This is a genomic window from Rubrivivax rivuli (genome assembly GCF_004016505.1).
Taxonomy (GTDB): domain Bacteria; phylum Pseudomonadota; class Gammaproteobacteria; order Burkholderiales; family Burkholderiaceae_C; genus Rubrivivax; species Rubrivivax rivuli.
Genome location: NZ_SACR01000003.1, coordinates 615806 through 642631, shown reverse-complemented (window position 1 = coordinate 642631; position 26826 = coordinate 615806). Strand labels below are relative to the sequence as shown.

At 69.6% G+C, this 26826-nt stretch carries 26 protein-coding genes and 2 tRNA genes; 13 read left to right on the top strand and 15 right to left on the bottom strand.

What is annotated here, in order from left to right; genetic code table 11:
• Positions 1-17 precede the first annotated feature (17 nt).
• Both EOE66_RS11430 and EOE66_RS11425 read left to right on the top strand, forming a co-directional pair.
• Entirely contained in the window at positions 18-1244 is a 1227-nt protein-coding gene (locus EOE66_RS11430; protein ID WP_128228795.1) for an MFS transporter, read from the top strand.
• Positions 1241-2971, top strand: coding sequence for a thiamine pyrophosphate-binding protein (locus tag EOE66_RS11425; RefSeq protein WP_128228794.1), 1731 nt, complete (start codon positions 1241-1243; stop codon positions 2969-2971). The genes EOE66_RS11430 and EOE66_RS11425 overlap by 4 nt, the downstream gene beginning before the upstream one ends.
• 96 nt (positions 2972-3067) lie before the next feature.
• Here the strand turns inward: EOE66_RS11425 and EOE66_RS11420 are convergent, their stop codons facing one another.
• On the bottom strand, positions 3068-4000 hold the full coding sequence (locus EOE66_RS11420; RefSeq protein WP_128228793.1) for an EamA family transporter: 933 nt from the start codon (positions 3998-4000) through the stop codon (positions 3068-3070).
• A 78-nt stretch (positions 4001-4078) separates the two neighbouring features.
• On the opposite strand from EOE66_RS11420, the gene EOE66_RS11415 reads away from it, so the two are divergent.
• Positions 4079-4155: transfer RNA gene (locus EOE66_RS11415), tRNA-Pro, on the top strand.
• Positions 4156-4213: 58 nt separating this feature from the next.
• Here the strand turns inward: EOE66_RS11415 and EOE66_RS11410 are convergent.
• Together EOE66_RS11410 and EOE66_RS11405 are read right to left on the bottom strand one after the other, a co-directional pair.
• Entirely contained in the window at positions 4214-4765 is a 552-nt protein-coding gene (locus EOE66_RS11410) for a hypothetical protein (protein ID WP_128228792.1), read from the bottom strand.
• 34 nt (positions 4766-4799) lie between these two features.
• A tRNA-Arg gene (locus EOE66_RS11405) sits at positions 4800-4876 on the bottom strand.
• A 141-nt stretch (positions 4877-5017) separates the two neighbouring features.
• Between EOE66_RS11405 and EOE66_RS11400 the strand changes: the two genes are divergently transcribed.
• Positions 5018-5746: a hypothetical protein gene (locus EOE66_RS11400; RefSeq protein ID WP_128228791.1), complete on the top strand. Its 729-nt coding sequence runs from the start codon at positions 5018-5020 to the stop codon at positions 5744-5746.
• A gap of 29 nt (positions 5747-5775) precedes the next feature.
• Here the strand turns inward: EOE66_RS11400 and EOE66_RS11395 are convergent, their stop codons facing one another.
• Genes EOE66_RS11395 through EOE66_RS11385 form a run of 3 tightly spaced genes read right to left on the bottom strand, consistent with a single transcriptional unit; the run spans position 5776 to position 8907 of the window.
• Complete coding sequence (locus tag EOE66_RS11395) at positions 5776-7029, bottom strand: acyl-CoA dehydrogenase family protein (protein ID WP_128228790.1); 1254 nt, start codon at positions 7027-7029, stop codon at positions 5776-5778.
• 55 nt (positions 7030-7084) lie between these two features.
• Positions 7085-8170 carry a phosphotransferase gene (locus EOE66_RS11390; protein WP_128228789.1) on the bottom strand — a complete coding sequence of 362 codons (1086 nt, stop codon included), beginning with the start codon at positions 8168-8170 and terminating at the stop codon, positions 7085-7087.
• 32 nt (positions 8171-8202) lie between these two features.
• Complete coding sequence (locus tag EOE66_RS11385; protein WP_128228788.1) at positions 8203-8907, bottom strand: Crp/Fnr family transcriptional regulator; 705 nt, start codon at positions 8905-8907, stop codon at positions 8203-8205.
• Between the two features lie 105 nt (positions 8908-9012).
• On the opposite strand from EOE66_RS11385, the gene EOE66_RS11380 reads away from it, so the two are divergent.
• Both EOE66_RS11380 and EOE66_RS11375 read left to right on the top strand, forming a co-directional pair.
• Positions 9013-9798 (top strand): class II aldolase/adducin family protein, encoded by a 786-nt coding sequence (locus EOE66_RS11380; protein ID WP_128228787.1) that lies wholly within the window; start codon positions 9013-9015, stop codon positions 9796-9798.
• A gap of 151 nt (positions 9799-9949) precedes the next feature.
• Complete coding sequence (locus EOE66_RS11375; RefSeq protein ID WP_128228786.1) at positions 9950-12058, top strand: hypothetical protein; 2109 nt, start codon at positions 9950-9952, stop codon at positions 12056-12058.
• 6 nt (positions 12059-12064) lie between these two features.
• Here EOE66_RS11375 and EOE66_RS11370 read toward each other — a convergent pair whose 3' ends face one another.
• Genes EOE66_RS11370 through lptF form a run of 5 tightly spaced genes read right to left on the bottom strand, consistent with a single transcriptional unit; the run spans position 12065 to position 16834 of the window.
• Positions 12065-13237, bottom strand: a complete 1173-nt coding sequence (locus tag EOE66_RS11370) for a pyridoxal phosphate-dependent aminotransferase (protein WP_128228785.1) — start codon at positions 13235-13237, stop codon at positions 12065-12067.
• Between the two features lie 5 nt (positions 13238-13242).
• Positions 13243-14199, bottom strand: a complete 957-nt coding sequence (locus EOE66_RS11365; RefSeq protein ID WP_128228784.1) for a CysB family HTH-type transcriptional regulator — start codon at positions 14197-14199, stop codon at positions 13243-13245.
• On the bottom strand, positions 14196-14582 hold the full coding sequence (locus tag EOE66_RS11360) for a sirohydrochlorin chelatase (RefSeq protein ID WP_128228783.1): 387 nt from the start codon (positions 14580-14582) through the stop codon (positions 14196-14198). The genes EOE66_RS11365 and EOE66_RS11360 overlap by 4 nt, the downstream gene beginning before the upstream one ends.
• 27 nt (positions 14583-14609) lie before the next feature.
• Positions 14610-15719, bottom strand: coding sequence for an LPS export ABC transporter permease LptG (gene lptG, locus EOE66_RS11355; RefSeq protein WP_128228782.1), 1110 nt, complete (start codon positions 15717-15719; stop codon positions 14610-14612).
• Positions 15716-16834 carry an LPS export ABC transporter permease LptF gene (gene lptF / locus EOE66_RS11350; RefSeq protein WP_128228781.1) on the bottom strand — a complete coding sequence of 373 codons (1119 nt, stop codon included), beginning with the start codon at positions 16832-16834 and terminating at the stop codon, positions 15716-15718. Before lptF ends, lptG begins: the two co-directional genes overlap by 4 nt.
• Positions 16835-16861: 27 nt before the next feature.
• Between lptF and EOE66_RS11345 the strand changes: the two genes are divergently transcribed.
• The 4 genes from EOE66_RS11345 to EOE66_RS11330 all read left to right on the top strand — a co-directional run bounded on the left by EOE66_RS11345 (position 16862) and on the right by EOE66_RS11330 (position 20714).
• Positions 16862-18322: a leucyl aminopeptidase gene (locus EOE66_RS11345; RefSeq protein WP_128228780.1), complete on the top strand. Its 1461-nt coding sequence runs from the start codon at positions 16862-16864 to the stop codon at positions 18320-18322.
• Positions 18323-18347: 25 nt separating this feature from the next.
• Entirely contained in the window at positions 18348-18788 is a 441-nt protein-coding gene (locus EOE66_RS11340; protein ID WP_245479000.1) for a DNA polymerase III subunit chi, read from the top strand.
• 28 nt (positions 18789-18816) lie between these two features.
• A complete protein-coding gene (locus EOE66_RS11335) occupies positions 18817-19401 on the top strand; it encodes a hypothetical protein (protein ID WP_164885075.1) in 585 nt (194 codons plus the stop codon).
• 164 nt (positions 19402-19565) lie between these two features.
• Positions 19566-20714 (top strand): branched-chain amino acid ABC transporter substrate-binding protein, encoded by a 1149-nt coding sequence (locus EOE66_RS11330; protein ID WP_128228778.1) that lies wholly within the window; start codon positions 19566-19568, stop codon positions 20712-20714.
• A gap of 138 nt (positions 20715-20852) precedes the next feature.
• On the opposite strand, the gene rpmG is transcribed toward EOE66_RS11330, so the two are convergent.
• The 3 genes from rpmG to trxB all read right to left on the bottom strand — a co-directional run bounded on the left by rpmG (position 20853) and on the right by trxB (position 22424).
• On the bottom strand, positions 20853-21023 hold the full coding sequence (gene rpmG / locus EOE66_RS11325; RefSeq protein WP_009857054.1) for a 50S ribosomal protein L33: 171 nt from the start codon (positions 21021-21023) through the stop codon (positions 20853-20855).
• A 12-nt stretch (positions 21024-21035) separates the two neighbouring features.
• The gene (rpmB, locus tag EOE66_RS11320) at positions 21036-21269 is read right to left on the bottom strand and encodes a 50S ribosomal protein L28 (RefSeq protein WP_054154894.1); all 234 of its coding nucleotides are present in this window, start codon (positions 21267-21269) and stop codon (positions 21036-21038) included.
• 198 nt (positions 21270-21467) lie between these two features.
• A complete protein-coding gene (gene trxB / locus EOE66_RS11315; protein ID WP_128228777.1) occupies positions 21468-22424 on the bottom strand; it encodes a thioredoxin-disulfide reductase in 957 nt (318 codons plus the stop codon).
• 171 nt (positions 22425-22595) lie between these two features.
• Here trxB and EOE66_RS11310 point away from each other — a divergent pair, with 171 nt between their 5' ends.
• The 3 genes from EOE66_RS11310 to lolA are packed head-to-tail and all read left to right on the top strand — an operon-like array spanning position 22596 to position 26233.
• The gene (locus EOE66_RS11310; protein ID WP_054137072.1) at positions 22596-23264 is read left to right on the top strand and encodes a Crp/Fnr family transcriptional regulator; all 669 of its coding nucleotides are present in this window, start codon (positions 22596-22598) and stop codon (positions 23262-23264) included.
• Between the two features lie 36 nt (positions 23265-23300).
• Positions 23301-25616 (top strand): DNA translocase FtsK, encoded by a 2316-nt coding sequence (locus EOE66_RS11305; RefSeq protein WP_128228776.1) that lies wholly within the window; start codon positions 23301-23303, stop codon positions 25614-25616.
• Positions 25613-26233, top strand: coding sequence for an outer membrane lipoprotein periplasmic chaperone LolA (lolA, locus tag EOE66_RS11300; protein ID WP_128228775.1), 621 nt, complete (start codon positions 25613-25615; stop codon positions 26231-26233). Before EOE66_RS11305 ends, lolA begins: the two co-directional genes overlap by 4 nt.
• 32 nt (positions 26234-26265) lie before the next feature.
• Here lolA and EOE66_RS11295 read toward each other — a convergent pair whose 3' ends face one another.
• Positions 26266-26811 (bottom strand): chemotaxis protein CheW, encoded by a 546-nt coding sequence (locus EOE66_RS11295; RefSeq protein ID WP_128228774.1) that lies wholly within the window; start codon positions 26809-26811, stop codon positions 26266-26268.
• Positions 26812-26826: the final 15 nt, after the last annotated feature.

The window sequence follows — 26826 nt, the reverse complement described above, 5'->3', positions numbered from 1 at the left end:
GCTTAGCATCCACCGTCATGTCGACCCTCAGCCTGCCCGCGCCCGGCCTGCGCCAGGACGCCCACGTCATCGGCCTCGTCGGGTTGGCGCACGGCACCAGCCACTTCAGCCAGTTGCTGCTGGCGCCACTGTTCCCCTGGTTGAAAACCGAGTTCGGCGTCAGCTACGCCGAGCTGGGTTTCCTGCTGACGGTGTTTTTCACCGTCTCTTGCGCGGTGCAGGCGCTCTCGGGTTTCTGGGTCGACCGTTACGGGCCGCGGCCGGTGCTTTTCATCGGCCTGGCGCTGCTGGGCGCGGCAGCGGTCGGGTTCGCGATGAGCACCAGCTATGCGATGCTCGCCGTCTTCGCCGTGCTGGCCGGCACCGGCAACGGTGTCTTCCACCCGGTGGACTACACGGTGCTCAACCGCAAGGTCGGCAAGACGCGCCTGGGCCATGCCTACAGCGTGCACGGCATCACCGGCAGCCTGGGCTGGGCGCTGGCGCCCGCACTGCTGGTGCCGCTGACGCTGGCCTACTCGTGGCGCGTGGCGCTGCTGGTGGCGGCGGCGCTGGTCTTCGCGGTGCTGCTGCTGATGGTGCTGAACCGCCGCCAGCTGGCCGTGGCGCCCATGCCGCGGCCGGCCGCGGGCAGCGCGGCGGCAGGCGAAAGCTCGCTGGCCTTCCTGAAGACCCCGGCCGTCTGGCTGTGTTTCGGCTTCTTCTTCTTTTTCGCCGGTGCCTTGTCCATCGTGCAGAGCTTCGCGCCGCAGGCCGCGAAAGAACTGCACGGCGTGCCGGCCCACCTGGTGGCCATCTGCCTCACGGTCTACATGCTGGGCAGCGCTGGCGGCATGCTGATTGGCGGCTTCCTCGCGGCACAGCCCGAGCGCTGCGAGCGCGTCGTGGCCGTGGCCTTGGGCGTTGCGGCCAGCATCGCGCTGCTGATCGGTCTGGCACCGCTGCCCGGAGCCTGGGTGCCGGTGCTCTTCGGAGCCATGGGTCTGGCCAGCGGCGTGGCCGGGCCCTCGCGCGACATGCTGGTCAAGCGCGCGACACCGGTCAACGCCACCGGCCGCGTGTACGGCGTGGTCTACGGCGGGCTCGACATCGGCCAGGCCGTGGTGCCGCTGTTCGTGGGGGCGCTGATGGACCACGGCGCCTACCTGGGCGTGTGGCTGGTGCTGGCGGCGCTGCAAACGACGTTGATCATCAGCGCCTTCGGTGTGGGGCGCTCGCGGGCTGCGGCTACAGTGCCGGGATGACTGCTGCTGCCACCCCCACACCCCAGGACGCCCCCCAACGCCTGGCCGGCCACGCGCTCGTCGAGGCCCTCATCGCCCAGGGCGTCGACACCTGTTTCGGCGTGCCCGGCGAGAGTTACCTCGCCGTGCTCGACGGCTTCCACCAGCACCGCGAGCACATCCGCTTTATCGCGTGCCGGCAAGAGGGCGGCGCGGCCTTCATGGCCGAGGCCCAGGGCAAGCTGAGCGGCCGGCCCGGCATCTGTTTCGTGACGCGCGGCCCGGGCGCCACCAACGCCAGCATCGGCGTGCACACGGCCTTCCAGGACAGCACGCCCATGGTGCTGTTCATCGGCCAGGTCGCCAGCGACCAGCGCGACCGAGAGGCCTTCCAGGAAATCGACTACCGCCAGATGTTCAGCCCCGGCACGCTGGGCCTGGCGAAGTGGGTGGCCGAGGTGGAAAGCGCCGACCGCCTGCCCGAGTACGTGGCGCGCGCCTTCCGCACCGCCATGCAAGGCCGCCCCGGCCCCGTGGTGCTGGCGCTGCCCGAAGACATGCTGACCACGCCCACAGCCGCGCCGGTGCTGCCGCGCGTGGAGCCGGTGCACGCCTGGCCCGCGCCCGGCCCGCTGCGCGACCTGCGCTCGCTGCTGATGGCCGCCCAGCGCCCCATCGTCATCGCCGGCGGGTCGGGTTGGGATGCCGAGGCCGCCGCCGCGCTGCAGCGTTTCAGCGAGAACTGGCAGCTGCCCACGGCCTGCGCCTGGCGTTTCCAAGACACCTTCGACAACCGCCACCCGCTCTACGCCGGTGACGTGGGCATCGGCATCAACCCGAAACTCGCCGCGCGCATTCGCGAGGCCGATCTCGTCATCGCCCTGGGCGTGCGGCTGGGCGAGATGACCACCGGCGGCTACACCCTGCTGCAGGCGCCGCGGCCGGCGCAGAAGCTGGTGCACATCCACGCCGGTGCCGAAGAGCTCGGGCGCGTCTACGCCGCCGATCTGCTGATGCAGAGCAGCATGGCTTGCGCCGCCAAGGCGCTGGAAAGCCTGGCCGCGCCCACCAGCCTGCCCTGGGCCGGGCATGCGGCCGCTGCACGCGCCGACTACGAGGCCAACCTCGATGCCCCGGCCGTGGCCCCCATGGACATGGCCGTGCTGGTGAAGACGCTGCAGCGCCTGCTGCCCGAAAGCACCGTCTACACCAACGGCGCCGGCAACTACAGCGGCTGGCTGCACCGCTACTGCCGCCACCCGGGCCTGCAGCACCACGGCCGCACGCAGCTGGCGCCCACCAGCGGCGCCATGGGTTACGGCGTGCCGGCCGCCATTGCCGCGGCGCTGCTGCACCCCGAGCGCTGGGTGGTGAACCTGGCCGGCGACGGCGATTTCCTGATGACGGGCCAGGAACTCGCCACCGCCACCGGCTACGGCGCGAAGAAGCTGCTGAGCATCGTGGTCGACAACGGCACCTACGGCACCATCCGCATGCACCAGGAGCGCGAGTACCCGGGCCGCGTGAGCGGCAGCGACCTCTACAACCCGGATTTCGCGGCGCTGGCGCGCGCCTTTGGCTGGCGGGGCGAGTTCATCGAGGCCACGGCCGGTTTCGAGCCGGCCTTGCAGCGGGCCATCGAAGCCGGCGTGCCCACGCTGCTGCACGTGAAGCTGCCCACGGACGTGATCACCAGCCGCACAACGCTGAGCGCCATCCGGGACGCTGCCTTGCAGCGCAACCACTGAATCGCCACGCGATCAAGGCCTTGCGCGGATCCGGCTCTGCCGGTCCGCTGCAAGCGCCCCCTCGGGGGGCAGCGAGCGCCAGCGAGCGTGGTGGCCTCATGTTCTGCCGCGCAGCATCAGCACCACGCTGCCGGTGACGAGGCCGGCTGCCAGCCACTCGCCCCAGTGCAGCACCTCGCCGCCGAGCGTGACGCCCAGCACCAGGCCGATCAGCGGGTTGACGTAGGCATAGCTCGACGAGACGGCCGTGCGCGTGCGCTCCAGCAACAGCATGAAGGCCGAGAACGCGATGATCGAGCCGAAGACCACCAGGTAGGCCCAGCTCGCGAGCGCCAGCGGGTGCGGTGGCCACTGTGGCGCCTCGCCCAGCAGCACCGACACCAGCATCAGCACCACGCCGCCGGCCAGCATCTGGCTGGCGTAGCCCATGCCGCCGGGCGCCAGTTCCAGGCTGCGGCCGCCCAAGGCGCGCGGCAGCCCGCGCACGCTCCACACGCTGCCCAGCTTCCACGCGACGGACGCCGTCAGCACCGCGGCCAGCCCGCCCGGTGAAGCCCCGAAACCTTGGCCCACGGCCAGGCCCAGCACGCCCACCAGGCCGAGCGCGATGCCCAGCGCTTCCAGCCGCGTGGGCTTCACGCCGTATGGCCACTCGAAGGCCGCCTGCAGTGCCGGGCCGATGGCAACGAAGGCCACCACCAGGCCGGAGCTCACGGTCTGTTCGGCCACCGCCGTGAGGCCGTAGCCCACGCCCAGCATCAGCGCGCCCAGCAGGGTGGCATTGATCCACCCGGCACGGTCCGGCCAGGCCGCGCCGCGCCAGCGCACCCAGGCCGCCAGCAACGCACCGGCCACGAGGAAACGTGTGCCCATCTGGTGGAAGGGCGGGAAGCTGATCAGCGCCCACTTGATGGCGAGGTAGGTGCTGCCCCAGATGAACCAGGTGGCGGCCAGGCAGGCCAGGATCAGTGGGGGCAGGCGGTGCACGGGCAGCGCCTGGGCTGGGTGGGCGGCGTTCGGTGAGGGCATCGGGCGGCCAGAGAGCAGGGCGGGGCAGGGGCAGCTGGGCCAGGGGACTCGGCTTAGCGCCTACAATGCGGGTTCAGTCGGGGCGTAGCGCAGCCTGGTAGCGCATCTGGTTTGGGACCAGAGGGTCGCGAGTTCGAATCCCGCCGCCCCGACCATCATGAAGAACAGCACGGCCCTGTGGCGCAAGCCTCGGGGTCGTTTTGTTTCGGGGCTTCAGGTGGCGCCGCGGGCGGCCGGCATGGCCGTGGCCTGGGCGACGCGGCGCGCGAGCACCGGGTCGTGCGGTTCGATGCTCGCCTTGTCCACGGTCGGGCGTCGCACGGCAGCGGTGGCGTCATCCACCTCGCCGGCCAGCTGCCGGCCCAGGTTGGCCGCAGTGCTGACGAGCCAGCTGCCGGTGTCCTGGTCTTCGGCGCTGTCGCCATCGAGGAAGTGGTCGGCTGCGCGCGTGGCGGCGTGCACCTGGTGCGCCCGCACCCGCAGCAGCGACACCGTCTGCTTGAACATCACGTCGCTGGGCTGCTCCTTGAGCTGCCGCGCCAGGGCGTCGACCTCGGCGGCAAGTTCTTCCGACATCGTCAGCGCGCAGGACATCAGCCAGGAGCCCGTGTTGCGGTCGGCCTCGCTGCTCTGTGCGCTGAAGTGCTCGGCCGCCCGCGTGGTGGCGCGCAGCTGGTGGGCGCGGCGGCCCAGCAGGCGCAGCGCGGCGGCGGCGCTGTCGTCGCCCGCGGCGGCGGGGCGCGGGTTGGGGCGGGCTTCGGGCATGGCGGGCTCCGGCGCTCAGGCGCAACAAGGGGTGTGGCCTGCCCGGAGGGACTCGAACCCCCGACCTGCTGCTTAGAAGGCAGCTGCTCTATCCAGTTGAGCTACGGGCAGCAAGCGGCGCTGATTCTAGGAGCCTGCCCATGTGCCGCATGCGGCCTTCGGGGTGGCGGGAGCGCCGGCGTGCCGAATACACTGAGGCGCCCCGGGCCGGGTCATCGGCCCTGCAGCCCGCCCATCCACGGACGCCCCACCATGCTCGACGGCATCAAGCGCTTGTTCTCCGGAGGCTCGGCCGCCCCGTCCGACGGCTGGGATGGCGTGCAGCCCTGGGCCAAGTCCAAGCAGTACGCATTCCGCGCCGTGCACGACGAAGGTTTCGTCATCGACGGCCGCCTCGGCACCACGCCCTGGCGCCTGGAGTGGGGCCCCTCGCACCGGCCCTACATCCAGGGCCAGGAACTGCGGCTGCGTGCCGAACTCGGCCTGCCGCCCGAACTGCAGGTGGTGGTGATGAACCGCGTGCTGCAGGAGGCCATGGAAAAGGCCGTCTTCGAGCAGTACGTCGAAGGTGTGCAGACCCGCATCGACAACCAGACCCCGCCCGAAATGCGCTGGCTGGTGATGTTCCCCAAGCTCTCGGGCAGCGATATGCCCTTGCTGCGCGACCAGTTCGTCGCGCTGTCCAGCATGCAGGGCTGGCTGCGGCACTGGCTCGAAGGCCCGCTCACGCAGATGCTGGCCGGGCTGCGCCTGGCGCCCGAGGTGCCCGTGGTGCTGATGATCGGCCGCGGCCGCCTGATGCTGCGCACGGCCGTCGTCGACGCCGACGTGGCCACGCTGCAGGCGTGGGTGCGCCACTTCGAAACTGCGCTGCGCGAGGCGCTGCGGGTGGCCGCGGAGCACAGCGATTCGGTCGCCCCGAGCACGCAGCACAGCACCTGGCAATCCAGCGCGCTGCCGGGCGACGAACACCTGAAGTAAGGCCCGCGCCGCGCGCAGGCCCGCGGCCTTCAAGCCGCGTGTTTGCCCAACTCCAGCTTGGCGATGGCGTTGCGGTGCACCTCGTCGGGGCCGTCTGCAAAACGCAGCGTGCGGGCCAGCGTGTAGAAGTAGGCCAGCGGCGTGTCCTGGCTCATGCCGGCGCCGCCGAAGGCCTGCATGGCCCAGTCGATGACCTGGGTGGCCATCGTCGGCGCCACCACCTTGATCATCGCGATCTCGGCCTTGGCGCTCTTGTTGCCGGCCTTGTCCATCATCCACGCCGCCTTCAGCGTGAGCAGGCGGGCCTGGTCGATCTTGCAGCGGGCCTCGGCGATGCGCTCCAGCGTCACGCCTTGCTGGGCGATGGGCTTGCCGAAGGCCACGCGCTGGGTGGCGCGTTCGCACATCAGCTTCAGCGCGCGTTCGGCCAGGCCGATGAGGCGCATGCAGTGGTGGATGCGGCCCGGCCCGAGGCGGCCCTGCGCGATCTCGAAACCGCGGCCTTCGCCCAGCAGGATGTTGCTGACCGGCACGCGCACGTTGACGAAGTCGACCTCCATGTGGCCGTGCGGGGCGTCGTCGTAGCCGAAGACCGTCAGCGGCCGCAGGATGGTGATGCCTGGCGTGTTCGCCGGCACCAGCACCATGCTCTGCTGCGAGTGGCGCGGCGCGGTCTTGTCGGTCTTGCCCATGAAGATGAAGATGGCGCAGCGCGGGTCGCCGGCGCCGCTGGTCCACCACTTGCGGCCGTTGATGACGTACTCGTCGCCTTCACGGCGGATGTCGGCCTCGATGTTGGTGGCGTCCGATGAAGCCACGGCCGGCTCCGTCATCGCGAAGGCACTGCGGATCTCGCCGTTCAGCAGCGGCTTGAGCCAGCGCTCTTTGTGCTCGGCGCTGCCGTAGCGGGCGATGGTTTCCATGTTGCCGGTGTCGGGCGCCGAGCAGTTGAAGACCTCGCTGCTCCAGGGCACCGCGCCCATGATCTCGGCCAGCGGCGCGTAATCCTGGTTGCTGAGGCCGAAGTCGAACTCGCTGCTGCCGTCGCCACGGGAGTGCGAGCCGTCGGCACTGGGCGGCAGGAACAGGTTCCACAGCCCGGCGGCCCGCGCCTTGGGCTTGAGCTGCTCGATGGTCTCCAGGTGCGTCCAGCGCTTGCCGGCGCGCGTGTTGGCCTCGATCTCGGCATGCCAGGCCGGCTCGGCCGGGTAGACGTGCTCGGCCATGAAGGCGTTCAGGCGTGCCTGCAGTTCCTGGGTGCGGGGTGAATAGCTGAAGTCCATCGCTGTCTTGCTCCTTCGTTGTGTCCTGTGCGGCGCGCGCTGCCTTCAGCGGCGCTCAGCGGCGTTCATGGGCCTGCGCAAACTTCCAGGCCATCTCGGCCAGCGTGCGGGTGGCGGCGCCGTTGGCGCGGGCCTGTGCGCTGCTGGCGGTGCCGTCCACCACGCGCTTGGCGATGCCCTGCATGATGCTGGCGAGGCGGAACAGGTTGTAGGCCAGGTAGAAGTTCCACTCGGCCTTCAGCGCCGACGGGTCGCCGCGGCCGGTGCGTTGGCAGTAGCGGGCGATGTAGTCGTCTTCCGACGGGATGCCCAGGGCCGCGTGGTCGAGCCCGCCGATGCCACGGAACACACCCGGCGGGATGTGCCAGGCCATGCAGTGGTAGCTGAAGTCGGCCAGCGGGTGGCCCAGCGTGCTGAGCTCCCAGTCGAGCACCGCGATGACGCGCGGTTCGGTGGCGTGGAACATCAGGTTGTCGAGGCGGAAATCGCCGTGCACCACCGAGGGCGCGCTGCCGTCGCGCGCACCGGGCGGCAGTTGCGCGGGCAGCCACTCGATGAGGCGGTCCATCTCGGGGATGCTCTCGGTGATGCTGGCCTGGTACTGCTTGCTCCAGCGCGCGATCTGGCGCTCGAAGTAGTTGCCAGGCTTGCCGTAGTCGGCCAGGCCCGCGGCCGCCGCGTCCACGCTGTGCAGGGCGGCGATGACGCGGTTCATCTCGTCGTAGATCGCCCCGCGCTCGGCCGGGCTCAGGCCGGGCAGCGACTGGTCCCACAGCACGCGCCCGTCCATGAAGTCCATGACGTAGAAGGCGCGGCCGATCACGGCCTCGTCTTCGCACAGCAGGTGCATCTCGGGCACCGGTACGCCCGTACCCGCCAGGCCGCGCATGACGCGAAACTCACGCTCGATGGCGTGGGCCGAAGGCAGCAGCTTGGCCGCCGGGCCGGGCTTGGTGCGCATCACGTAGCTGCGCGCGGGCGTGAGCAGCTTGTAGGTCGGGTTGCTCTGCCCGCCCTTGAACTGCTCGACGGTGAGCGGGCCCGTGAAGCCGCCCAGGTGCTGCTGCAGGTGGGCCTGCAGGGCCGCCACGTCGAAGGCATGGCTCTCGGCCATGGGTTTGGTGCCGGTGTAGTGGTCCATGGTGTCTGCTCAGGGGGCTGCGTTCGGCACGTTCACTTGTCGGCCAGGGCCATCAGCTTTTCTCGCGAAAGCACCACCAGTCGCGTGGGCTCCACGCGCACCGCGCCTTCGCGTTCGAAGCCCTTGAGCTCCTGGTTGACGCGCTGGCGTGAGGCGCCGAGCAACTGCGCCAGGTCTTCCTGCGCCAACGCCAGGCCAATGCGGATCTCCTCGCCCTGCGCGATGCCGTAGCTCTTGGCCAGCAGCAGCACCTGGCGCGCCAGCCGCGCCTGCAGGGGGCGTGTGTTGACGTCTTCCAGCTGGTCGAACATCAGCCGCAGGCGCCGGCAGTTCAAGCGCAGCAGGGCTTCGTAGAGCTCGGTGTGCTGGGCCAGCAGTTCCTTGAAGTCGGGCTTGCGCACCACGAGTAGCGTGGTCGGGCCATGGGCATCGGCATCGTGGGTGCGCGGCAGGCCGTCGAAGAGCGCGATGTCGCCGAACCAGGTGCCCGGTTCCACATACGTCAGCGTGATCTGCTTGCCCGACAACGCCACGGAGCTGATGCGCACCGCGCCGCGTGCGACACCGCACCACTCCTGCGCCGGCGTGCCGCGGGTGGCCATCGGGTCGCCGTCGGCCAGGCGCCGCACATGGGCCCGGGCGAGGATGGCGCGCTGTAGCGTCGGTGAGAGCTTGCTGAACCACGCGCCCGATTCGATGTTGTGCTGTTCGTCGAGTGTAAGAACGGGGGTATTCATGGCTTGTCCCGGTTGCGACAGCCGCGCGACGATGGCGGCTGCATTGTTCGACCGTCGCACCCAGGCACGTGGCCCTGGCGTCGGCGCAGCCCGGAAGACTAAGCCATGCCCAGTTCAGCCCTTCACATTCCCTGCCTGAAAGACAGCTGCAGCCTGGCCGAATGGCAAGCGCGCGTCGACCTTGCCGCGGCCTACCGCATGGTGGCCATGTTCGGTTGGGACGACCTCGTCTTCACGCACATCAGCGCTCGCGTGCCCGGCCTGAATGGCGAGCACACCGGCGAGTTCCTCATCAACCCCTACGGCTTCATGTTCGAGGAGATCACCGCCAGCAGCCTGGTGAAGGTGGATGCCCAAGGCCGCAAGCTGCAGGACACGCCCTTCGACGTGAACCCCGCCGGCTTCGTGATCCACAGCGCCGTTCACGAGGCGCGGCACGACGCCGGCTGCGTGCTGCACGTGCACACGCCCAACGGCATCGCGGTCTCCGCGCAGCAGGGCGGGGTGCTGCCGATCTCGCAGCAGTCCATCTTCGTGCTGGCGTCGCTGGGCTACCACGACTACGAAGGCGTGGCGCTGCGCGACGACGAGAAGCCCCGCCTGGTGGCCGACCTCGGCAGCAAGACCTACCTCATGCTGCGCAACCACGGCCTGCTGACGGTGGGCGCCACGGTGGCCGAGGCCTTCCAGGCGATGTACCTCTTCGAGACAGTCTGCATGATCCAGGTGCGTGCACAGGCCGGTGGCGGGCCGCTGGTGCACATCGCCCCGGAGATCATCGCCACGGCGCGGCAGCAGGCCCGCGAAGTCACGCGCGGGCTGGGAGCCAACCTGGTCTGGCCCGGCCTGCTGCGCCGTCTTGACCGCCGGCTGCCGGGCTACGACGCCTGAGGCCCGCGCCCGCCCGGGCGCCGCCCCCTCGACCCCGCTGGAACGCGTGTCAACAGGCACGAAAACCTGGCCCAGTTCTCACGGGGCGCCGGAGGGGTGCGTGCTAGAGTCTTTCGGGTCCGTGACACCCCGCTCCCTACACGTCCGACGCATGCCCTTTCTGCGATCTTGCCTGTCGTTCGCCATCGCAGGTGCAGTCGCTTCGCTGGCCCTTTCGGCCAGTGCCGCCGGGCTCTCGGCGACCAACGCCTCGGCGGTGCTGGGCAGACCCCTCGACTTCAGCGTGCAGGTGCGCCTGCAGCCGGGGGAGGTGCTGGAGCCCGCCTGCGTCAGCGCCGAGGTGGTGGTGGGCGACCGGCGGCTGCCGGCAGGTCTGGTCAACACCGCCTTGAAGCCCACCGGCAGCGACAGTGCGCGCATCCGCGTCACCACCGACAGCATCGTTGACGAACCGGTCGTGAGCGTGACCCTCAACGCCGGTTGCGCGTCGGCGCGCTTCAGCCGCCGCTTCGTGGTGTTGGCCGATCCGCCTCTTGAGCCAACCGCCGGCGCCTTGCCGGCCGAGCAACTGCCGCTGGCACCAACGTCGACGGCACCGCCCCAGCCCCTGCCTCAGAACCTGAACCTTGCCGCGCCCAGTGCCCCCGTGGCGGGCGGCGAGCGCCTGGCATCTGCGGAAGCCGCCCCGGCGTCTGGCGAAGCGCGTGCACGCCTGCGCCCGGCCCGCACCGAGGCAGCCAAGCGGGCGGCAGTGACGCCACGGTCGGAACGCGGCGCATCGGCCCGTGAGGCCCAACGCGTGCGGGCCGCGCGCCGCGCCGAGCAGAACCAGGCGCGCAAGGCCGCCGCACCCGCCCGCCGCGAAGCCAAGGCCGAAGTGCCCAGGCTGCGGCTCGAAGCCGCCGCTCCGGTGGTGGCTGCAGGCACCACGGTGTCGGTGGACGAGGCCTTGCAGGCTGTGGCGCAGGCCGCCAGCGCGGCCCGCGAGGCCGCCTCGGCCGCCCAGGTGGCCTCTGCCCGCATCGCCACGCTGGAGCAGACGGTCAAGAGCCTGCGCAGCGAGGTGCAGGCCGGGCGCGAGGTTGCAGCCGATCTCCGCAGCCGCCTCACCCGCGCCGAGGATGCCGGCCGGTGGACCTGGCCTTTGCTGGCCCTGGTGCTGCTGCTCACCGCTTTGGCCGCCTGGATGGCGTGGCGCCTGAACGCCGCCGAGCGCGCACGGCAGCGCAGCTGGCAGGCCGGCGTGGAGGCGGCCGGCACGGCCGCACCCCTGGGTCCACCGGCCCCGAACGTCGACATGCCCAGCCGGCTGCAGACGGCACCCATCCCTTTCGTCACTTCCGAGATCCGGGTGCCGCCGCCTGCAGCGGCACGCCCCCGGCCGGCCTGGCCGGCGCCGGTGCAGCTGGACGCCAGCGACACCCGGTCGCCCGCGCTGCCTTCGGCGAACCCTGCTGCAGCACTGGGCGCCCCCCTGCGCACGGCCCAGCCGGTGCGGGCAGCCGCGCCCGCGGCCCCGATGGAGGCCACCACGCCGATGGAGCGCACCGATCTGCTGCCCCAGCGCACCAGCATCGACGACACAGCGCCGCGCGACGTTTCCATCGAAGAGCTCATCGACCTGGAGCAGCAGGCCGAGTTCTTCGTCGTGCTGGGCCAGGATGCCGCAGCCATCGACCTGCTGGTGGAGCACTTGCGCCACACCGGCGGCGGCAGCCCGCTGCCCTACCTGAAGCTGCTGGAAATCCACCGCCGCCGTGGCGACCGCGAAGACTACGAACGCACGCGCGTGCGCTTCAACCAGCGTTTCAATGCCTACGCGCCCGAGTGGGGCACCGACCTCGGCGCCGGCCGCAGCCTGGACAGCTACGCGGGGGTGCTGCCCCGTCTGGAGAAGGTGTGGCCCCGGCCCCTGGACGCCATGGCCGAACTGGAAGCGCTGCTGTTCCGCAAGTCGCGCGGCGAGCTCTTCGATCTGCCGGCCTACCGCGAGGTGCTGTTCCTCTACTCGCTGGCGCGTGACCTGCTCGACCGCGAGTCTGTCGAATCCGGCAAGGTCGACCTGCTGCTGCCGCTGGCCGATGGCAGCGACTTCGGCAGCACCGCACCCGCACCCTATCTCACCCTGGAGAGCGAGCGTGGTGCCCTCGACACCTCGGCCACCGCACCCCTGGACTTCGATCTGTCCTCGGACCCGGGCCGCCCCACCAGCATCTTCGGCCCGCTGGACGAGCCGCCCGCGCGCAGCCGCCGCCGCTGAGCGGATTCAGAGCCGCTGCAGCCTGCGCAGCGCTTCCTGCAGGGTGTCGTCGCGCTTGGCGAAGCACAGCCGCGCCAGGCCCTGCTCGAAGCCGCCCGCGTAGAAGGCCGACAGCGGGATGGCGGCCACGCCCATCTCGCGCGTGAGCCACAGGCAGAACTCGCCCTCGGGCAGGCTGCTGACGGCGCTGTAGTCCACCAACTGGAAATAGCTGCCCTGGGTGTGCAGCGGTTTCAGGCGCGTTTGCGCCAGGCCCTCGCGGAAGAGATCGCGCTTGCGCTGGTAGAAGGCCGGCAACTCGCGGTAGGGCGCGGGGTCGGCCATGTAGCGCGCCAGCGCGTGCTGCACCGGCGTGTTGACGGTGAAGACGTTGAACTGGTGCACCTTGCGGAACTCGGCGCTCAGCACGGCCGGTGCTGCCACATAGCCCACCTTCCAGCCCGTGACGTGGTAGGTCTTGCCGAAGCTGCTGACGACGAACGTGCGCGCCGCCAACGCCGGGATGCTGGCCGCACTGATGTGGGGCTGGCCGTCGAAGACCATGTGCTCGTAGACCTCGTCGGAGATCAGCAGCGTCTGCGTGGGGGCCAGCAACTCGGCGAGCTGCTGCATCTCGGCGCGTGTCCACACCGTGGCACTCGGGTTGTGCGGGCTGTTGACGATCATCAGCCGCGTCTTGGGGCTCAGCGCGGCGGCGATGCGCGTGAAATCAGGGCGGAAGCTGCCGGGCTGCAGCGGCACGCGCACCACGGTACCGCCGGCGAGTTCGATGTTGGGCGCGTAGCTGTCGTAGCAGGGCTCCAGCACGATGACCTCGTCGCCCGGGTGCACGCAGCACAGCACCGCCGTCAGGATGGCCTGCGTGGCGCCGGCGGTGATGGTGATCTCGGTGCCGGCGTCGTAGCGGTGGCCATAGAGGGCTTCGATCTTGGCGGCCACGCGTTCGCGCAGCGGGGCCACGCCGGCCATGGGCGGGTACTGGTTCAGGCCTTCCTGCATGGCCGCAGCCACCTGGGCGGGCAGGGCCGGGTCGCAGTCGAAATCGGGGAAGCCCTGGCCCAGGTTCACCGCGCCGGTTTCCTGCGCCAGGGCCGACATCACGGTGAAGATGGTCGTGCCCACCTGGGGCAGGCGGCTTTGCACGGTGGGGGTCACGGCGGAGGCGGCGGTGGCTTGCATGGGGTTCAGAGTTCGTAGTCGGCCGGCGTGCTGCCGGCGGGGCCGCTCATCGCGCGCTGCACCATGCCTTGCGTGAGCCGCGGCGAGAGCAGTTCGGCGAAGGCCAGCACGAAGTGGCGCAGGTAGGCGCCGCGCTTGAAGGCCACGCGCGTGGTGTTGTTGCCGAAGAGGTGGCCCAGCGGGCGCGAGGCCAACTCGCTGTCGGCGGGCTCGCCGCGCATCGCCAGTTCGGTGACGATGCCCACGCCCAGGCCCAGGCGCACGTAGGTCTTGATGACGTCGCTGTCGATGGCCTCCAGCGCCACCAGCGGCTTGAGCTGGGCCCGCGCGAAGGCCAGGTCGATGCGCGTGCGGCCCGTCACCGTCGGCTGGTAAAGCACCAGGGGGTAGGTGGCCAGCTGCTCCAGCGTGGGCCGCTCCACGGCCGCCAGCGGGTGGCCGGCGGGCACCACCATCGCGTGCTGCCACTCGTGGCAGGGCAGGGTCACGAGTTCGGGGTGGGCGCTCAGCGCCTCGGTGGCCAGGCCGATCTCGGCCACGTCGTCCATCAGCATGCGCGCCACCTGTTCGGGCATGCCCTGGTGCAGCACCACCTGCACCTTCGGGTAGCGCCGGCGCAGCAGCGCCACGGGCTCGGGCAGGAAGTAGCGCGCCTGCGTGTGCGTGGTGGCGATGCGCAGCGTGCCGGTGTCCTGCTTGCTGAACTCTTGGCCGATGCGCTTGAGGTTGTTGATCTCGCGCATGATGATGTCGATGGACTTCAGCACCTCGGCGCCGGGCTCCGTGACGCGCTTCAGGCGCTTGCCGTGGCGCGCGAAGATGTCCACGCCCAGCTCTTCTTCCAGCTCGAGGATGGCCTTGCTGACGCCGGGCTGCGAGGTGAACAGCGCCTTGGCGGTCTCGGTGAGGTTGAGGTCGCGCTTCACGGCCTCCTGCACGAAGCGGAACTGGTGCAGGTTCATCGCGCCGGGCCCCCGGGTGCCATCACCTGCAGGGCCACGCCGGCCATCGCGGCCACCACGCTGTCGATCTCGCCCACGGCCGGGTGCAGCGTGAACTGCACGCCCGGGTGGGCGCTGCGCAGGCCGTCCATCAGCAGCGGCAGGTCCTTGCGCACGTGGCCGCCCGCGCCCAGGAAGAGCGGCAGCACCGCCACTTCGGTGCAGCCGGCCGCGGCCAGTTCGGCGCCGGCTTCGGGCAGCGTGGGCGCCATGAACTCCAGGTAGGCCAGGCGCACGGCCGCCGCCGGGGCCCGGGCGCGCACCTGCGCGGCCACGGCCTCGAAAGGGCCGGCCCAGCGCGGGTCGCGGGCGCCGTGGGCGAAGAGGATGAGGCCGGTGGTCATGGGCAGCAGGCTTTCCTGGGCAGGGTGCTAGCGGTATCTCACCAGCCACGTGAAGGCGGCCATCGACAAGGCCAGGTAGACCATGCTGGGCGTGGCGGCGGCCACCCAGGGTGTCCAGCCGCGCAGCATGCCGATGTGGCCCGAGAGGTTGTTCAGCAGCACGAAGCTGATGCCCAGCATGATGCCGCCGAAGACCTTGTAGCTGACGCTGCCGCCGCGCGCGTGCATGTAGGCGAAGGGCAGGGCCAGCGCCACCATCACCAGGCAGGCCAGCGGATAGAGCGCCTTGCGCCAGAAGCGGATCTGGTGCTGCTGCGAGGCCTGCTCCTGGTCGCTGAGGTGGGTGCTGTAGCGCCACAGCTCCAGCGTGCTCATGGTGCTGACGGGCAGCACCGCCGCCGCCACCACGGCCGCCGTCAGCGAACTCGGCCAGGCCAGCGTGGCGTGCTGTTCCGTGCGCACCTCGGCCTGCGGGCTGCGTGCACGCGGCCAGTGCGCCACCTTCGCATCGCTCAGCAGCCATTGGCCGTCGTCGCCCACGCGCCCCTCGCGGGCCTCGATGCGCGCCACCAGGCGGCCGTCGGCATCGAACTCGAAGATGCGGATGCCGGCCAGCGCCCCCGAGGCCGTGGCCCCCGCGACGTTCACCGAGTAGCTGTGTTCGCCGTCGTCGGTGCGGCGCCTTTCCTTCAGCCAGGCGCCTGCGCCGCCGAACTCGATGCCGCCCGACGAGCGCGCCTTCAGCAGCACGGCTTCGCGCTCGCTGGCCGGGGCCAGGTAGTCGCCGGTGGCAAACGTGAGCACCCCGAACACGACCCCCAGCACCGCCAGCAGGCCGAGCGCACGGCCTGGGCCCAGGCCGCCGGTGCGCAGGATGGTGAACTCCGAAGACTGCGCCATGCGCGAGAGCGAGTAGATGGTGCCGATCAGCACCGCGATGGGCAGCAGTTCATAGAGGTGGCCAGGCAGTTCCAGTGCCGCGGCCAGGACCGCCTGCCCGGTGCTGCGGCCGCCCTTGCCCACGCCTTCCAGCTCGTCGACGAGGTCGATGAAGAAGAACAACGAAAGAAAGGCCAGGGCCACGAAGAGCACCGAGGCGACGATGTCGCGGTAGAGCAGCCGGCGCACCGTCTTCATGCGGCGGCTCCTTGGGCGACCGCTGCGCGCGGCGCGGTGCTTCGGCGCAGGCTGAACACCGCCGCGTGGTCGCGCCACCACAGCAGGGCCAGCGCTGCCGCGAACGCGCTGCCGTGCAGCAGGGCCAGCGCCGTGCCCATGCCCAGCCGCCCGCTGCTCACCCAGGCCTGCGAGAAGGTGATCAGGTTGTAGTAGACGACGAAGGCCATCAGCGCGAACAGCAGGTTCCAGTTGCTCGCGCGCCGAGGGTTCGTGGCGGCCAGGCCGATGCCCAGCAGGATGAGGTTGGCCGCGCCGAGCAGCAGGCCGAAGCGCCAGGTGAGTTCACCCTGGTGGCGCGGCGTGGGCTGGCGCACGAGCTCGATGGTGCGCACGGCGCGGGGCGGGCGCGATTCGGCCGAACGTACCGCGCGTTCGCCAGCCAGCACGCGGTAGGTCTCGAAGCTGGAGAGCGTGCGTTCGCCGCTCTGGGTGTCGGTGTCGTTGCGCTGGCCGCGCTCCAGCACCAGGTAGCGGGCGTCGTCGCTGCTTTCCAGGCGGCCGGCGCGCGCCGAGGTCACCGACTCGCTGTTGTCCTGGCGCGAGAGGATGAAGACGTTGCGTGCATGCAGCGCGTCGGTGCTTTCGCGTTCGATGAAGAAGACGCGGCGGCCGTCGCTGCTGGTCTGGAAGACGCCGGGCGTCACACGCGAGAGGTCGCTGCGCTGCTGGTAGCGGTCGCGCAGTTCCAGGCTGTTGCGGTTGCCCCAGGGCCACACCACGAGGATCAGCACCGCGATGACCAGCAGCACCGGCGTGGCCGTGCGCAGCACAGGCCGCACGAAGCGCGACAGGCTCACGCCACTGGCGAACCAGATCACCATCTCGCTGTCGCGGTACATGCGCCCCAGCGTCACCACCACGGCGATGAACAGGGACAGCGCCATCATCGTGGGCAGGTGGCCCAGCGCCACATAACCGAGCAAGAGCACGACGTCCTGCGGTGCCACGGCACCGCTGGCGGCCTGGCCCACCGTGCGGATCAGGAACATCGTCAGCACGATGGTCAGGATCACCACGAGGGTGGCGCCGAAGCCCCGCGCGAGCTCACGACGGACGGTGGAGTCGAATAACATCTCTCGTTTTTCGGGTTGAAAGTAATTATGGACTTCAAGACGCAAGTGACCGCTGCGGCCGGCCTGCCCGGCGTGGCCACCGACGCGCTGCTGGTGCTGGTGGCCGGCGCTGCCGCCCCCGAAGGCCTGGAGGCCCCCCTGGCCGCCACGCTCGCCGCCGCCGCCAAGGGCGGCGATTTCGCCTTCAAGGCCGGCCAGACGCTCTATGCCCACCAGGTGGCCGGCGTGAAGGCCGCTCGCGTGGTGTTCGCCGCCGTGGCCGATGCTTCGCCCAAGGCGGTGCGCAAGGCCGTCACGGCCGCCGTGGGCCTGCTGAAGGCCGGCGGCAGCAAGTCGCTGGCCGTGGCCCTGGCCGGTGCGGGCGCCTGGACGTCCGCCCAAGCCGAAGCCGTGGTCGCCGCCGTCAGCGACGCCACCTACCTGTACACCGAAACCAAGCCCAGCGCCGGCCCCGCGCCCAAGCTGACGGCCGTGACGCTGCTGTGCGCCAAGACCGAAGCTACCGCGCTCGGCAACGCGCTGCAGCGCGCCGCGGCCGTGGCCGCCGGCACACTGCTGGCGCGCGAATGCGCCAACCGCCCGGGCAACCACTGCACGCCCACCTTCCTGGCCGAGCAGGCCAAGAAGCTGGGCAAGGAACACGGCCTGAAGGTCGAGGTGCTGGAGCGCAAGGACTGCGAGAAGCTCGGCATGGGCTCCTTCCTCGCCGTGGCCCAGGGCTCGGACGAGCCGCTGAAGTTCATCGTCTCGCGCTACAACGGTGGCGCCAAGACGGCCGCCCCCATCGTGCTGGTGGGCAAGGGCATCACCTTCGACACCGGCGGCATCAGCCTGAAGCCCGCTGCCGAGATGGACGAGATGAAGTACGACATGGGGGGCGCCGCCAGCGTGCTGGGCACGCTCAAGGCCGTGGCCCTGGCCAAGGCCAAGGTCAACCTCATCGGCATCATCCCGGCCTGCGAGAACATGCCCAGCGGCCGCGCCGTGAAGCCGGGCGATGTCGTCAAGAGCATGTCGGGCCAGACCATCGAGATCCTGAACACCGACGCCGAAGGCCGCCTCATCCTGTGCGATGCGCTGACCTACGCAGAACGCCTGAAGCCGGCCGTGGTGGTGGACATCGCCACGCTCACGGGTGCCTGCGTCATCGCGCTGGGCCACCACCGCTCGGGCCTGTTCAGCAGCGACGAGACGCTCGCGGCCGAACTGCTGGCCGCCGGTGAAGCCGCGCAAGACCCGGCCTGGCGCATGCCGCTCGACGAAGAGTACGACGAGGCCCTGAAGAGCCACTACGCCGACGTGGCCAACGTGGGCTCGCGTGCCGGCGGCTCGGTCACGGCCGCGAAGTTCCTGCAGCGCTTCACCGGCACGATGCGCTGGGCCCACCTCGACATCGCCGGCACGGCCTGGAAGTCGGGCGCGGCCAAGGGCGCCACCGGCCGGCCCGTGCCGCTGCTGACGCACTTCGTGCTCGCGCGCGCGGCCTGACGCCGCGCATGGCCCCAAGGCGGCGGTGGCGCTGAACGAAGTCGAGTTCCACACGGGCGTGGCCGACCCGGTCGGCTTCGCCTGCCGCCTGCTGCGCAAGGCCGCGCGGCAGGGCGCCCGCGTGCTGGTGACCGCACCTGAGCCGCTGCTGGGGGAACTGGACCGCGCGCTCTGGACCTTCGAAGAGCGCGACTTCATCCCGCACGTGCGCGTGCCTGGCGCTCGGGCGGCCGTCGCGGCGCGCACCCCTATCTGGCTCTCGGGCACCGCGCATGTGGCCGATGCGCCGCGGCTGGTGCTCAACCTGGGCGCCGAGGCCCCCGGCGATCTGACCCTGCTGGAGCGCTTGATCGAGGTGGTGGCCACCGACCCCGACGAGGTTGACGCGGGCCGCCAGCGTTGGCGGGGCTACAAGGCCGCGGGCCTCGCCATCAAGCACCACAACGCAGGGGCTGCCCGTGAATGACTGGGCTGCGCCACCGAGCGCCGACCGCGTGCCCACCTTGACCGAAGTGGTGGACCTGGCTGTGCCGGCCCTGGACATCGGCCCCGAGTTCGGCCCGCCGCTTGGGCCGGACGAAGGCGCGGCCGATGACGAGGCGGCCCGTCTGCACAACCCGGCAGGCGATTCGCCCCCGGAGATGCCGCCCGGTCCTTGCGAGCCCCTGCCACCGCTCGCGCCGCAGCCCCTGGACGGCGAGGGTGATGTCCCACCCGTCGTGCGCTGGGAGGGCATCGACGCGCCAACCGCCGACGTGGGCGAAGCTGAGGCCGCCATGTGGGACGCTGGCCTGCCACGACAGGGGATGCCTGAACCGGCGCCGCCGGTGGACACCCACGCCCTCGTGGCGCTGGCCCTGGCCGAACTGCAGCCGCGCTTGGACATGCTGCTCGAAGCTCGCCTGCGCGAGGCGCTGGCGCCTGCCCTGGCACGTGCTGCAGAAGGGTTGATCCGCGAGGCCCGCGGTGAACTGGCCTCGGCCTTGAACGAATTGCTGCACGATGCCGTGCGACGCGCTTTGCAGCGCCAGGCCGTGCAGACGCCGGCTGCCGAGCTCGGGCCTCCGCACAGACCCTGATGTCGGGGCCTGCGTGCACCGCGTTGAGGCTCAGGCGCACAGCTTTCCAGCGGCGCGCAGAGCAACAGCCCGTCTTGGGTGGGCCTGTTTTTTGCGTTATCGTGTTTCGCTAGCGTTTTCGACTGTTCGCTGACGCGACAACATTTCCAACCGGAGGTTTTTTCATGCAGATCAAGCTCAATGTGATCGTCGGTGCTGCGGCCCTGATGCTGGGCGGCTCGGTGTTCGCACAGGACATGGTCGTCAAGATCGGCCACGTGGGCCCCACCAGCGGCGGCATCGCCCACCTGGGCAAGGACAACGAGAACGGCGCCCGCATGGCCATCGACGAGCTCAACGCCAAGGGCGTGACGATCGGCGGCAAGAAGGTCAAGTTCGAACTGCTGGCCGAAGACGACGCCGGTGATCCGAAGCAAGGCACCGCTGCCGCCCAGAAGCTGGTCGACAGCAAGGTCAACGGCGTGATCGGCCACCTGAACAGCGGCACGACCATCCCGGCCTCGAAGATCTACAGCGACGCGGGCATCCCCCAGATCAGCCCCAGCGCCACCAACCCCAAGTACACCCGCAACGGCTACAAGACGGCTTTCCGCGTGGTGGCTGACGACGTGCACCTGGGCGGCACGCTGGGCAAGTACGCCGTGACGCAAGTCAAGGGCAAGAGCATTGCCGTCATCGACGACCGCACCGCCTACGGCCAGGGCGTCGCCGACGAGTTCGAGAAGGGCGTGAAGGCTGCCGGCGGCAAGACCGTGGGCCGCGAGTTCACCAACGACAAGGCCACCGACTTCACCGCCATCTTGACCAGCCTGAAGGCCAAGAAGCCCGATGTCGTCTTCTTCGGCGGCATGGACGCCGTGGCCGGCCCGATGCTGCGCCAGATGAAGCAACTCGGCATCGACGCCAAGTTCATGGGCGGCGACGGCATCTGCTCGGGCGAACTGCCCAAGCTGGCTGCCGGCACCATGGCCGATGGTCAGGTGGTCTGCGCCGAAGCCGGTGGTATCGATCCCAAGGACGCCGCAGCCTCCAAGGCCATGGCCGACTTCCGTACCAAGTTCAAGGCCAAGTTCAACGCCGACGTGCAGATCTACGCGCCGTACGTGTACGACGCTGTCAACACGATGGTTGCCGCCATGGTCAAGGCCGGTTCGGCCGAGCCGGCGAAGTACCTGCCGGTGCTGGCCAAGATCGAGTACAAGGGTGTCACCGGCAACATCGCCTTCGATGCCAAGGGCGACATCAAGAACGGCGCGCTGACCCTTTACACCTACAAGGGCGGCAACAAGGAATCGATGGGCGTGGTGCGCTGAGCGCAACCGGTCTCCGGTTTCCCGCAAAAGGGGCCTTCGGGCCCCTTTTTCATGCCTGCTCGGCCCAGCGCGCTGCCAAGGAAGCAGGCAACAAAAAACCCGCCAGCGGCGGGTTTCTCGAGTGCAAGAAGCGCTGAATTACTTCAGCTTCACTTCCTTGTAGAGCACGTGCTTGCGCGCCTTCGGGTCGAACTTCAGGAATTCGAGCTTCTCGGGCGTGGTCTTCTTGTTCTTGCTGGTGGTGTAGAAGTGCCCGGTGCCTGCCGTGCTTTCCAGCTTGATCTTCTCGCGGCCGCCTTTGCTTGCCATGGTGTGTGCTCCTTAGATTGCGCCGCGGGCGCGAAGGTCCGCCAGGACCACGTCGATGCCCTTCTTGTCGATCAGGCGCAGGGCCGCGTTGGTGATGCGCAGGCGCACCCAGCGGTTCTCGCTCTCGACCCAGAAACGGCGGTACTGCAGGTTGGGCAGGAAACGACGCTTGGTCTTGTTGTTGGCGTGGGAGACATGGTTCCCCACCATCGGGCCTTTGCCCGTTACTTCGCACTTGCGTGCCATAAGAAACACTTTCTAGAACAGCCGGCACCGCGGGCCTACCCCTGCAAGGGGAGCGGGCGGTGGGAGACGGCTTGACCTCGCCAGATGCGGGTGGCGGTTTCCCGGTTCAGCGCTGCCTGGGGCCAGCAGGCGTGGAAGCCCGCCGTCGTCAGCGAAGCCCGCGAGTATAGCCGCAAACCCCGGCCGCGCCGGGGTGGCTTACTCCTGGGCTTCCAGGAAGCGCTGCGCGTCCAGGGCCGCCATGCAGCCCGTGCCGGCGCTGGTGATGGCCTGGCGGTAGATGTGATCCTGCACGTCGCCGGCCGCGAAGACGCCGGGCACGCTGGTCATCGTGGCCATGCCGTCCAGGCCCGTCTTGGTGACGATGTAGCCGTCCTTCATCTCCAGCTGGCCCTTGAAGATGTCGGTGTTGGGCTGGTGGCCGATGGCGATGAAGCAGCCCTTGACGGCCACCTCCTTCGTGCTGCCGTCCTGGGTGCTCTTCAGGCGCACGCCGGTCACGCCGCTGTCGTCGCCCAGCACGGCGTCGAGCGTGTTCCACAGGTGCAGCTCGATCTTGCCGGCGGCCACCTTGGCCATGACCTTGTCGACCATGATGGCCTCGGCGCGGAACTTGTCGCGGCGGTGGATGAGGTGCACCTTGTCAGCGATGTTGCTGAGATAAAGCGCTTCTTCCACCGCCGTGTTACCGCCGCCGACCACGCAGACCGTGTCACCGCGGTAGAAGAAGCCGTCGCAGGTGGCGCAGCCGCTCACGCCCTTGCCCATGAAGGCGCTCTCGCTCTCCAGCCCCAGGTACTTGGCGCTGGCGCCGGTGGCGATGACGAGGGCGTCGCAGGTGTAGGTGCCGGAGTCGCCGGTGAGCTTGAAGGGGCGCTGGCTGAAGTCGACCGCGTTGATGTGGTCGAAGACGATCTTGGTGTTGAAGCGCTCGGCATGCTTGAGAAAGCGTTCCATCAGCTCGGGGCCTTGCACGCCGGCCACGTCGGCGGGCCAGTTGTCGACCTCGGTGGTGGTCATCAGCTGGCCGCCTTGCGCGATGCCGGTGATGAGCATGGGTTCCAGGTTGGCGCGGGCCGCGTACAGCGCGGCGGTGTAGCCGGCGGGGCCCGAACCAAGGATCAGGACACGGGCATGGGTGCTGGGGGTGGTCATGGAAGCTGTCTCGGAAGAGGGGCGACGTCGCGCCGAACCGACGCGGTGAACTTACATCGGCGCCGAAGCCGGCAAATGCAAGTGCAGCAATGGGCACAATAGGCAGATTCTTGCAGACGCCGGCCCCGCCGCGCTGCCAGGCGAGAGAAGACAACAAGAGGAGCCCTGCCGATGTCGATGCTGTCGAACCTGGACCTGATTCGTCGCGTACCGCTGTTCTCGATGCTCACCGCCGAACAGGCGCAGGCCATCGCCGACAGCGTGGTGAAACGGCGCTTCCGCCGCGGTGAGCTGGTGGTGGAGCAGGGCCGCAAGAGCAACAGCCTGTTCATCCTGCTCAACGGCCGCGCCCGCGTGCTGACGGCCGACACGCGCGGCCGCGAGGTCATCCTGGCGGTGCTGGAAGCCGGCGACTACGTGGGTGAGATGAGCCTCATCGACAACGAACCGCACAGCGCCACCGTGCGCGCCGAGATCCAGACCGACATGCTCGTGCTGGCCCGCGCCGACTTCGCACGCTGCCTGCCCGAAAACAGCACGCTGAGCTACGGCATCCTGCGCGGGCTGGTCAAGCGCCTGCGCAACGCCGACCGGCAGATCGAAAGCCTGGCGCTGCTGGACGTGTACGGCCGCGTGGCGCGCACGCTGCTGGACATGGCCGAAGAGGCCGACGGCATCAAGATCATCCGCCACAAGGTCAGCCGCCAGGACATGGCCAAGGTGGTGGGCGCCTCGCGCGAGATGGTCAGCCGCGTGATGAAAGACCTGGAAGAGCGCGGCGTCATCGAGACGCAGGAGAACGGCTCGGTCGTCATCAAAGAGCGTCTGCCGAACGACTGACCGGGGCCGAGGGCGGCATCCGCCACAATGGGTGGCATGAGTTTTCCCCTCGGTTCCTTGCAAGGTGATGGCACCGCGGCCTTGCGTTCGCAGGGTGAGGCAGAGGCGCCGCGCTGGCGCCAGCAGGCGCTGCTGATCGCTGGCGCGCTGGCCTGGCTGCTTTTCGTGCTGGCCATGGTCACGCACCACGCAGGCGACACCGCCTTCACCACTTCCGGCACCGGCGAGGCGCTGCGCAACAAGGCCGGCTTGCTCGGCGCGCGTGTCTCGGACATGGCGCTCTTCCTCTTCGGTTTCTCGGCCTGGTGGCTGGTGCCCGTGGCCTTGCGCGCCTGGCTCTCGGCGCTGGCACGTCTGCTGCGCGGCCCTGCTGACACACCGGCGGCCCCGCGGTGGATGTTCTGGCTGGGGCTCGTGCTGCTGCTGGCCGCCAGTTCGGCGCTGGAGTGGACACGCCTGTACCGCTGGGAAGCACTGCTGCCCGGCCACGCGGGCGGGGTGCTGGGCTACACGCTCGGGCCGCTGTCGATGCAGTGGCTGGGCTTCGCGGGCTCGGGCGTGCTGTGGATCGCGCTGCTGGTGCTGGGCACGTCGCTGGCGCTGCGCTTCTCATGGCTGCAGCTGGCCGAGGCCCTGGGCGCGGCTTTCGACCGCCTGCGTGAGAGCCGGCAGGACAAGAAGGAAGCCGAGAAAGACCGTCTGCTGGGCGAGCAGGCCGCCCGCGAGCGCGAGGCCGTGGTCGCCGAGCAGCGCCTGGAAGTCCAGGAGCACGTGCCCGTCGTCATCGAGCCGGTGCTGGTGGACCTGCCGCCTTCGCCGCGTGTGGCCAAGGAACGCCAGCAGCCGTTGTTCAAGGAGCTCATGGACACCAAGCTGCCGCAGGTCGACCTGCTGGACGCGGCCGGCGTGCGCCAGGAACTCGTCACGCCCGAGAGCATCGAGATGACCTCGCGGCTCATCGAGAAGAAGCTCAAGGACTTCGGCGTGGAGGTGCGCGTGGTGGCGGCCAGCCCCGGCCCGGTGATCACGCGCTACGAGATCGAGCCGGCCACGGGCGTGAAGGGCGCGCAGATCGTCAACCTCGCCAAGGACCTGGCGCGCAGCCTCTCGCTGGTGAGCATCCGCGTCGTGGAAGTCATCCCCGGCAAGAACTACATGGCGCTGGAACTGCCCAACGCGCGGCGCCAGACCATCAAGCTCAGCGAGATTCTCGGCAGCGAGGTCTACAACGACTCGAGCAGCCTGCTGACCATGGGCCTGGGCAAGGACATCGTCGGCAAGCCCATCGTGGCCGACCTGGCCAAGATGCCGCACTGCCTGGTGGCTGGCACCACGGGCTCGGGCAAGAGCGTGGGCATCAACGCGATGATCCTCAGCCTGCTCTACAAGGCCGAGGCACGCGACGTGCGGCTCATCCTCATCGACCCGAAGATGCTGGAGATGAGCGTCTACGAGGGCATCCCGCACCTGCTGGCGCCCGTGGTCACCGACATGAAGCAGGCCGCCAACGCGCTGAACTGGTGCGTGGGCGAGATGGAGCGTCGCTACAAGCTCATGAGCAAGCTGGGCGTGCGCAACCTCTCGGGCTACAACAAGAAGATCCATGAGGCCGCCGAGCGTGGGGAGAAACTGCCCAACCCCTTCAGCCTGACGCCGGAAGCCCCCGAGCCGCTGGAACGCCTGCCGCACGTGGTGGTGGTGATCGACGAACTCGCCGACCTGATGATGGTGGTGGGCAAGAAGATCGAGGAACTGATCGCGCGGCTGGCGCAGAAGGCGCGCGCTTCGGGCATGCATCTGATCCTGGCCACGCAGCGGCCGAGCGTCGACGTGATCACGGGTCTGATCAAGGCCAACATCCCCACGCGCATCAGCTTCCAGGTCAGCAGCAAGATCGACAGCCGGACCATCCTCGACCAGATGGGTGCCGAGGCGCTGCTGGGCATGGGCGACATGCTCTACATGGCCAGCGGCACCGGCCTGCCGGTGCGCGTGCACGGCGCCTTCGTCAGCGACGACGAGGTGCACCGGGTCGTGGAATACCTCAAGAGCCAGGGCGAGCCGAACTACATCGAGGGCATTCTCGAAGGCGGCGTGCTGGAAGGCGAGGGCGATGCCGCCTTGGGCGGCGCCGGGCCCACGGGGGGCACCGAGAGCGACGCGATGTACGACCAGGCCGTGGCCGTGGTGCTGCAGCACAAGCGCGCCAGCATCTCGCTGGTGCAGCGCCACCTGCGCATCGGCTACAACCGCGCCGCCCGGTTGCTGGAACAAATGGAGCAATCGGGGCTCGTATCCGCCATGGGACACAACGGCAACCGGGACATCATCGTCCCGAAGCGCGACGAATGAAGCGGCGTGCTCTGACGGGCCTGGGCCTCTTGCTGGCGCTGGGGGTGCTGGCCCCCGCGTGGGCCGACGCGGTGGACACGCTGCGCGACTTCGTGCGCGAGGTGAAGAGTGGCCGCGCCAGCTTCACGCAGACGGTCACTTCGGCCGATGGGGCGCGCAAGAAGTCGAGTTCGGGGCAGTTCGAGTTCCTGCGGCCCAACCGCTTCCGCTTCAGCTATGCCAAGCCCTTCGAGCAGCTCATCGTGGCCGATGGCAGCCTGGTGTGGATCCACGACACCGACCTCAACCAGGTCAGCTCGCGTCCGGTGGCGCAGGCGCTGGGTGCCACGCCCGCCGCGCTGCTGACGGGTGGCGACATCGACCGCGACTTCGTGCTGAGCGCCTTGCCCTCGGCCGAAGGCCTGGTGTGGGTGCAGGCCACGCCGCGCACCAAGGACGGCCCTTTCCAGAGCCTCAAGCTGGGCTTCCGGGGCCGTGACCTGGCCGCGGTGGACATCGTCGATGCTTTCGGCCAGCGCTCGCTGCTGCAGTTCACGCGCTTCGAGGCGAACGTGAGCCTGCAGCCCGAGGCCTTCCGCTTCACGCCGCCGCCCGGCGCCGACGTCATCCGCCAGTAGGGCAGGGCAGGCGCCTCGGCGGCGCCGCTGCTTCAGTGCGAGAAGCCGTCGTCCGACAGGCCCATCTCGGGGCTGCGCATCAGGCTCTCGATGTCCATGAGGATGAGCATGCGCTCGGCGTCGCCTTGCTTCAGCGTGCCGATGCCGATGATGTAGCTGGCATCGATGGCGGCATTGAATTCCGGCGCCGGCTTCACCTGGCCCGGCGGGAGTTCGAGCACGTCGCTCACCGAATCGACCACCACCCCCACGGTGCGGTTGGCCACGTTGAGCACGATGACGACGGTGAAGTCGTTGTACGAGACGTCAGCCAGGCCGAAGCGCAGGCGCATGTCGACGATGGGCACGATCACGCCGCGCAGGTTGACCACACCCTTGATGAAGTGCGGTGCGTTGGCGATGCGCGTGGGCGGCTCATAGCCGCGGATCTCCTGCACGCGCAGGATGTCGATGCCGTACTCCTCGGCGCCGAGCTTGAAGGACAGCACCTCGCGCGGGGTGGCCGGGGCCGCCGCGGCGCCCAGCGCCAGGGCTGGGTTGGGGTTGCTGCTCGTGGTGGGGTTCAGGGCGGTGGTCATCGCGGTTGCTCCATC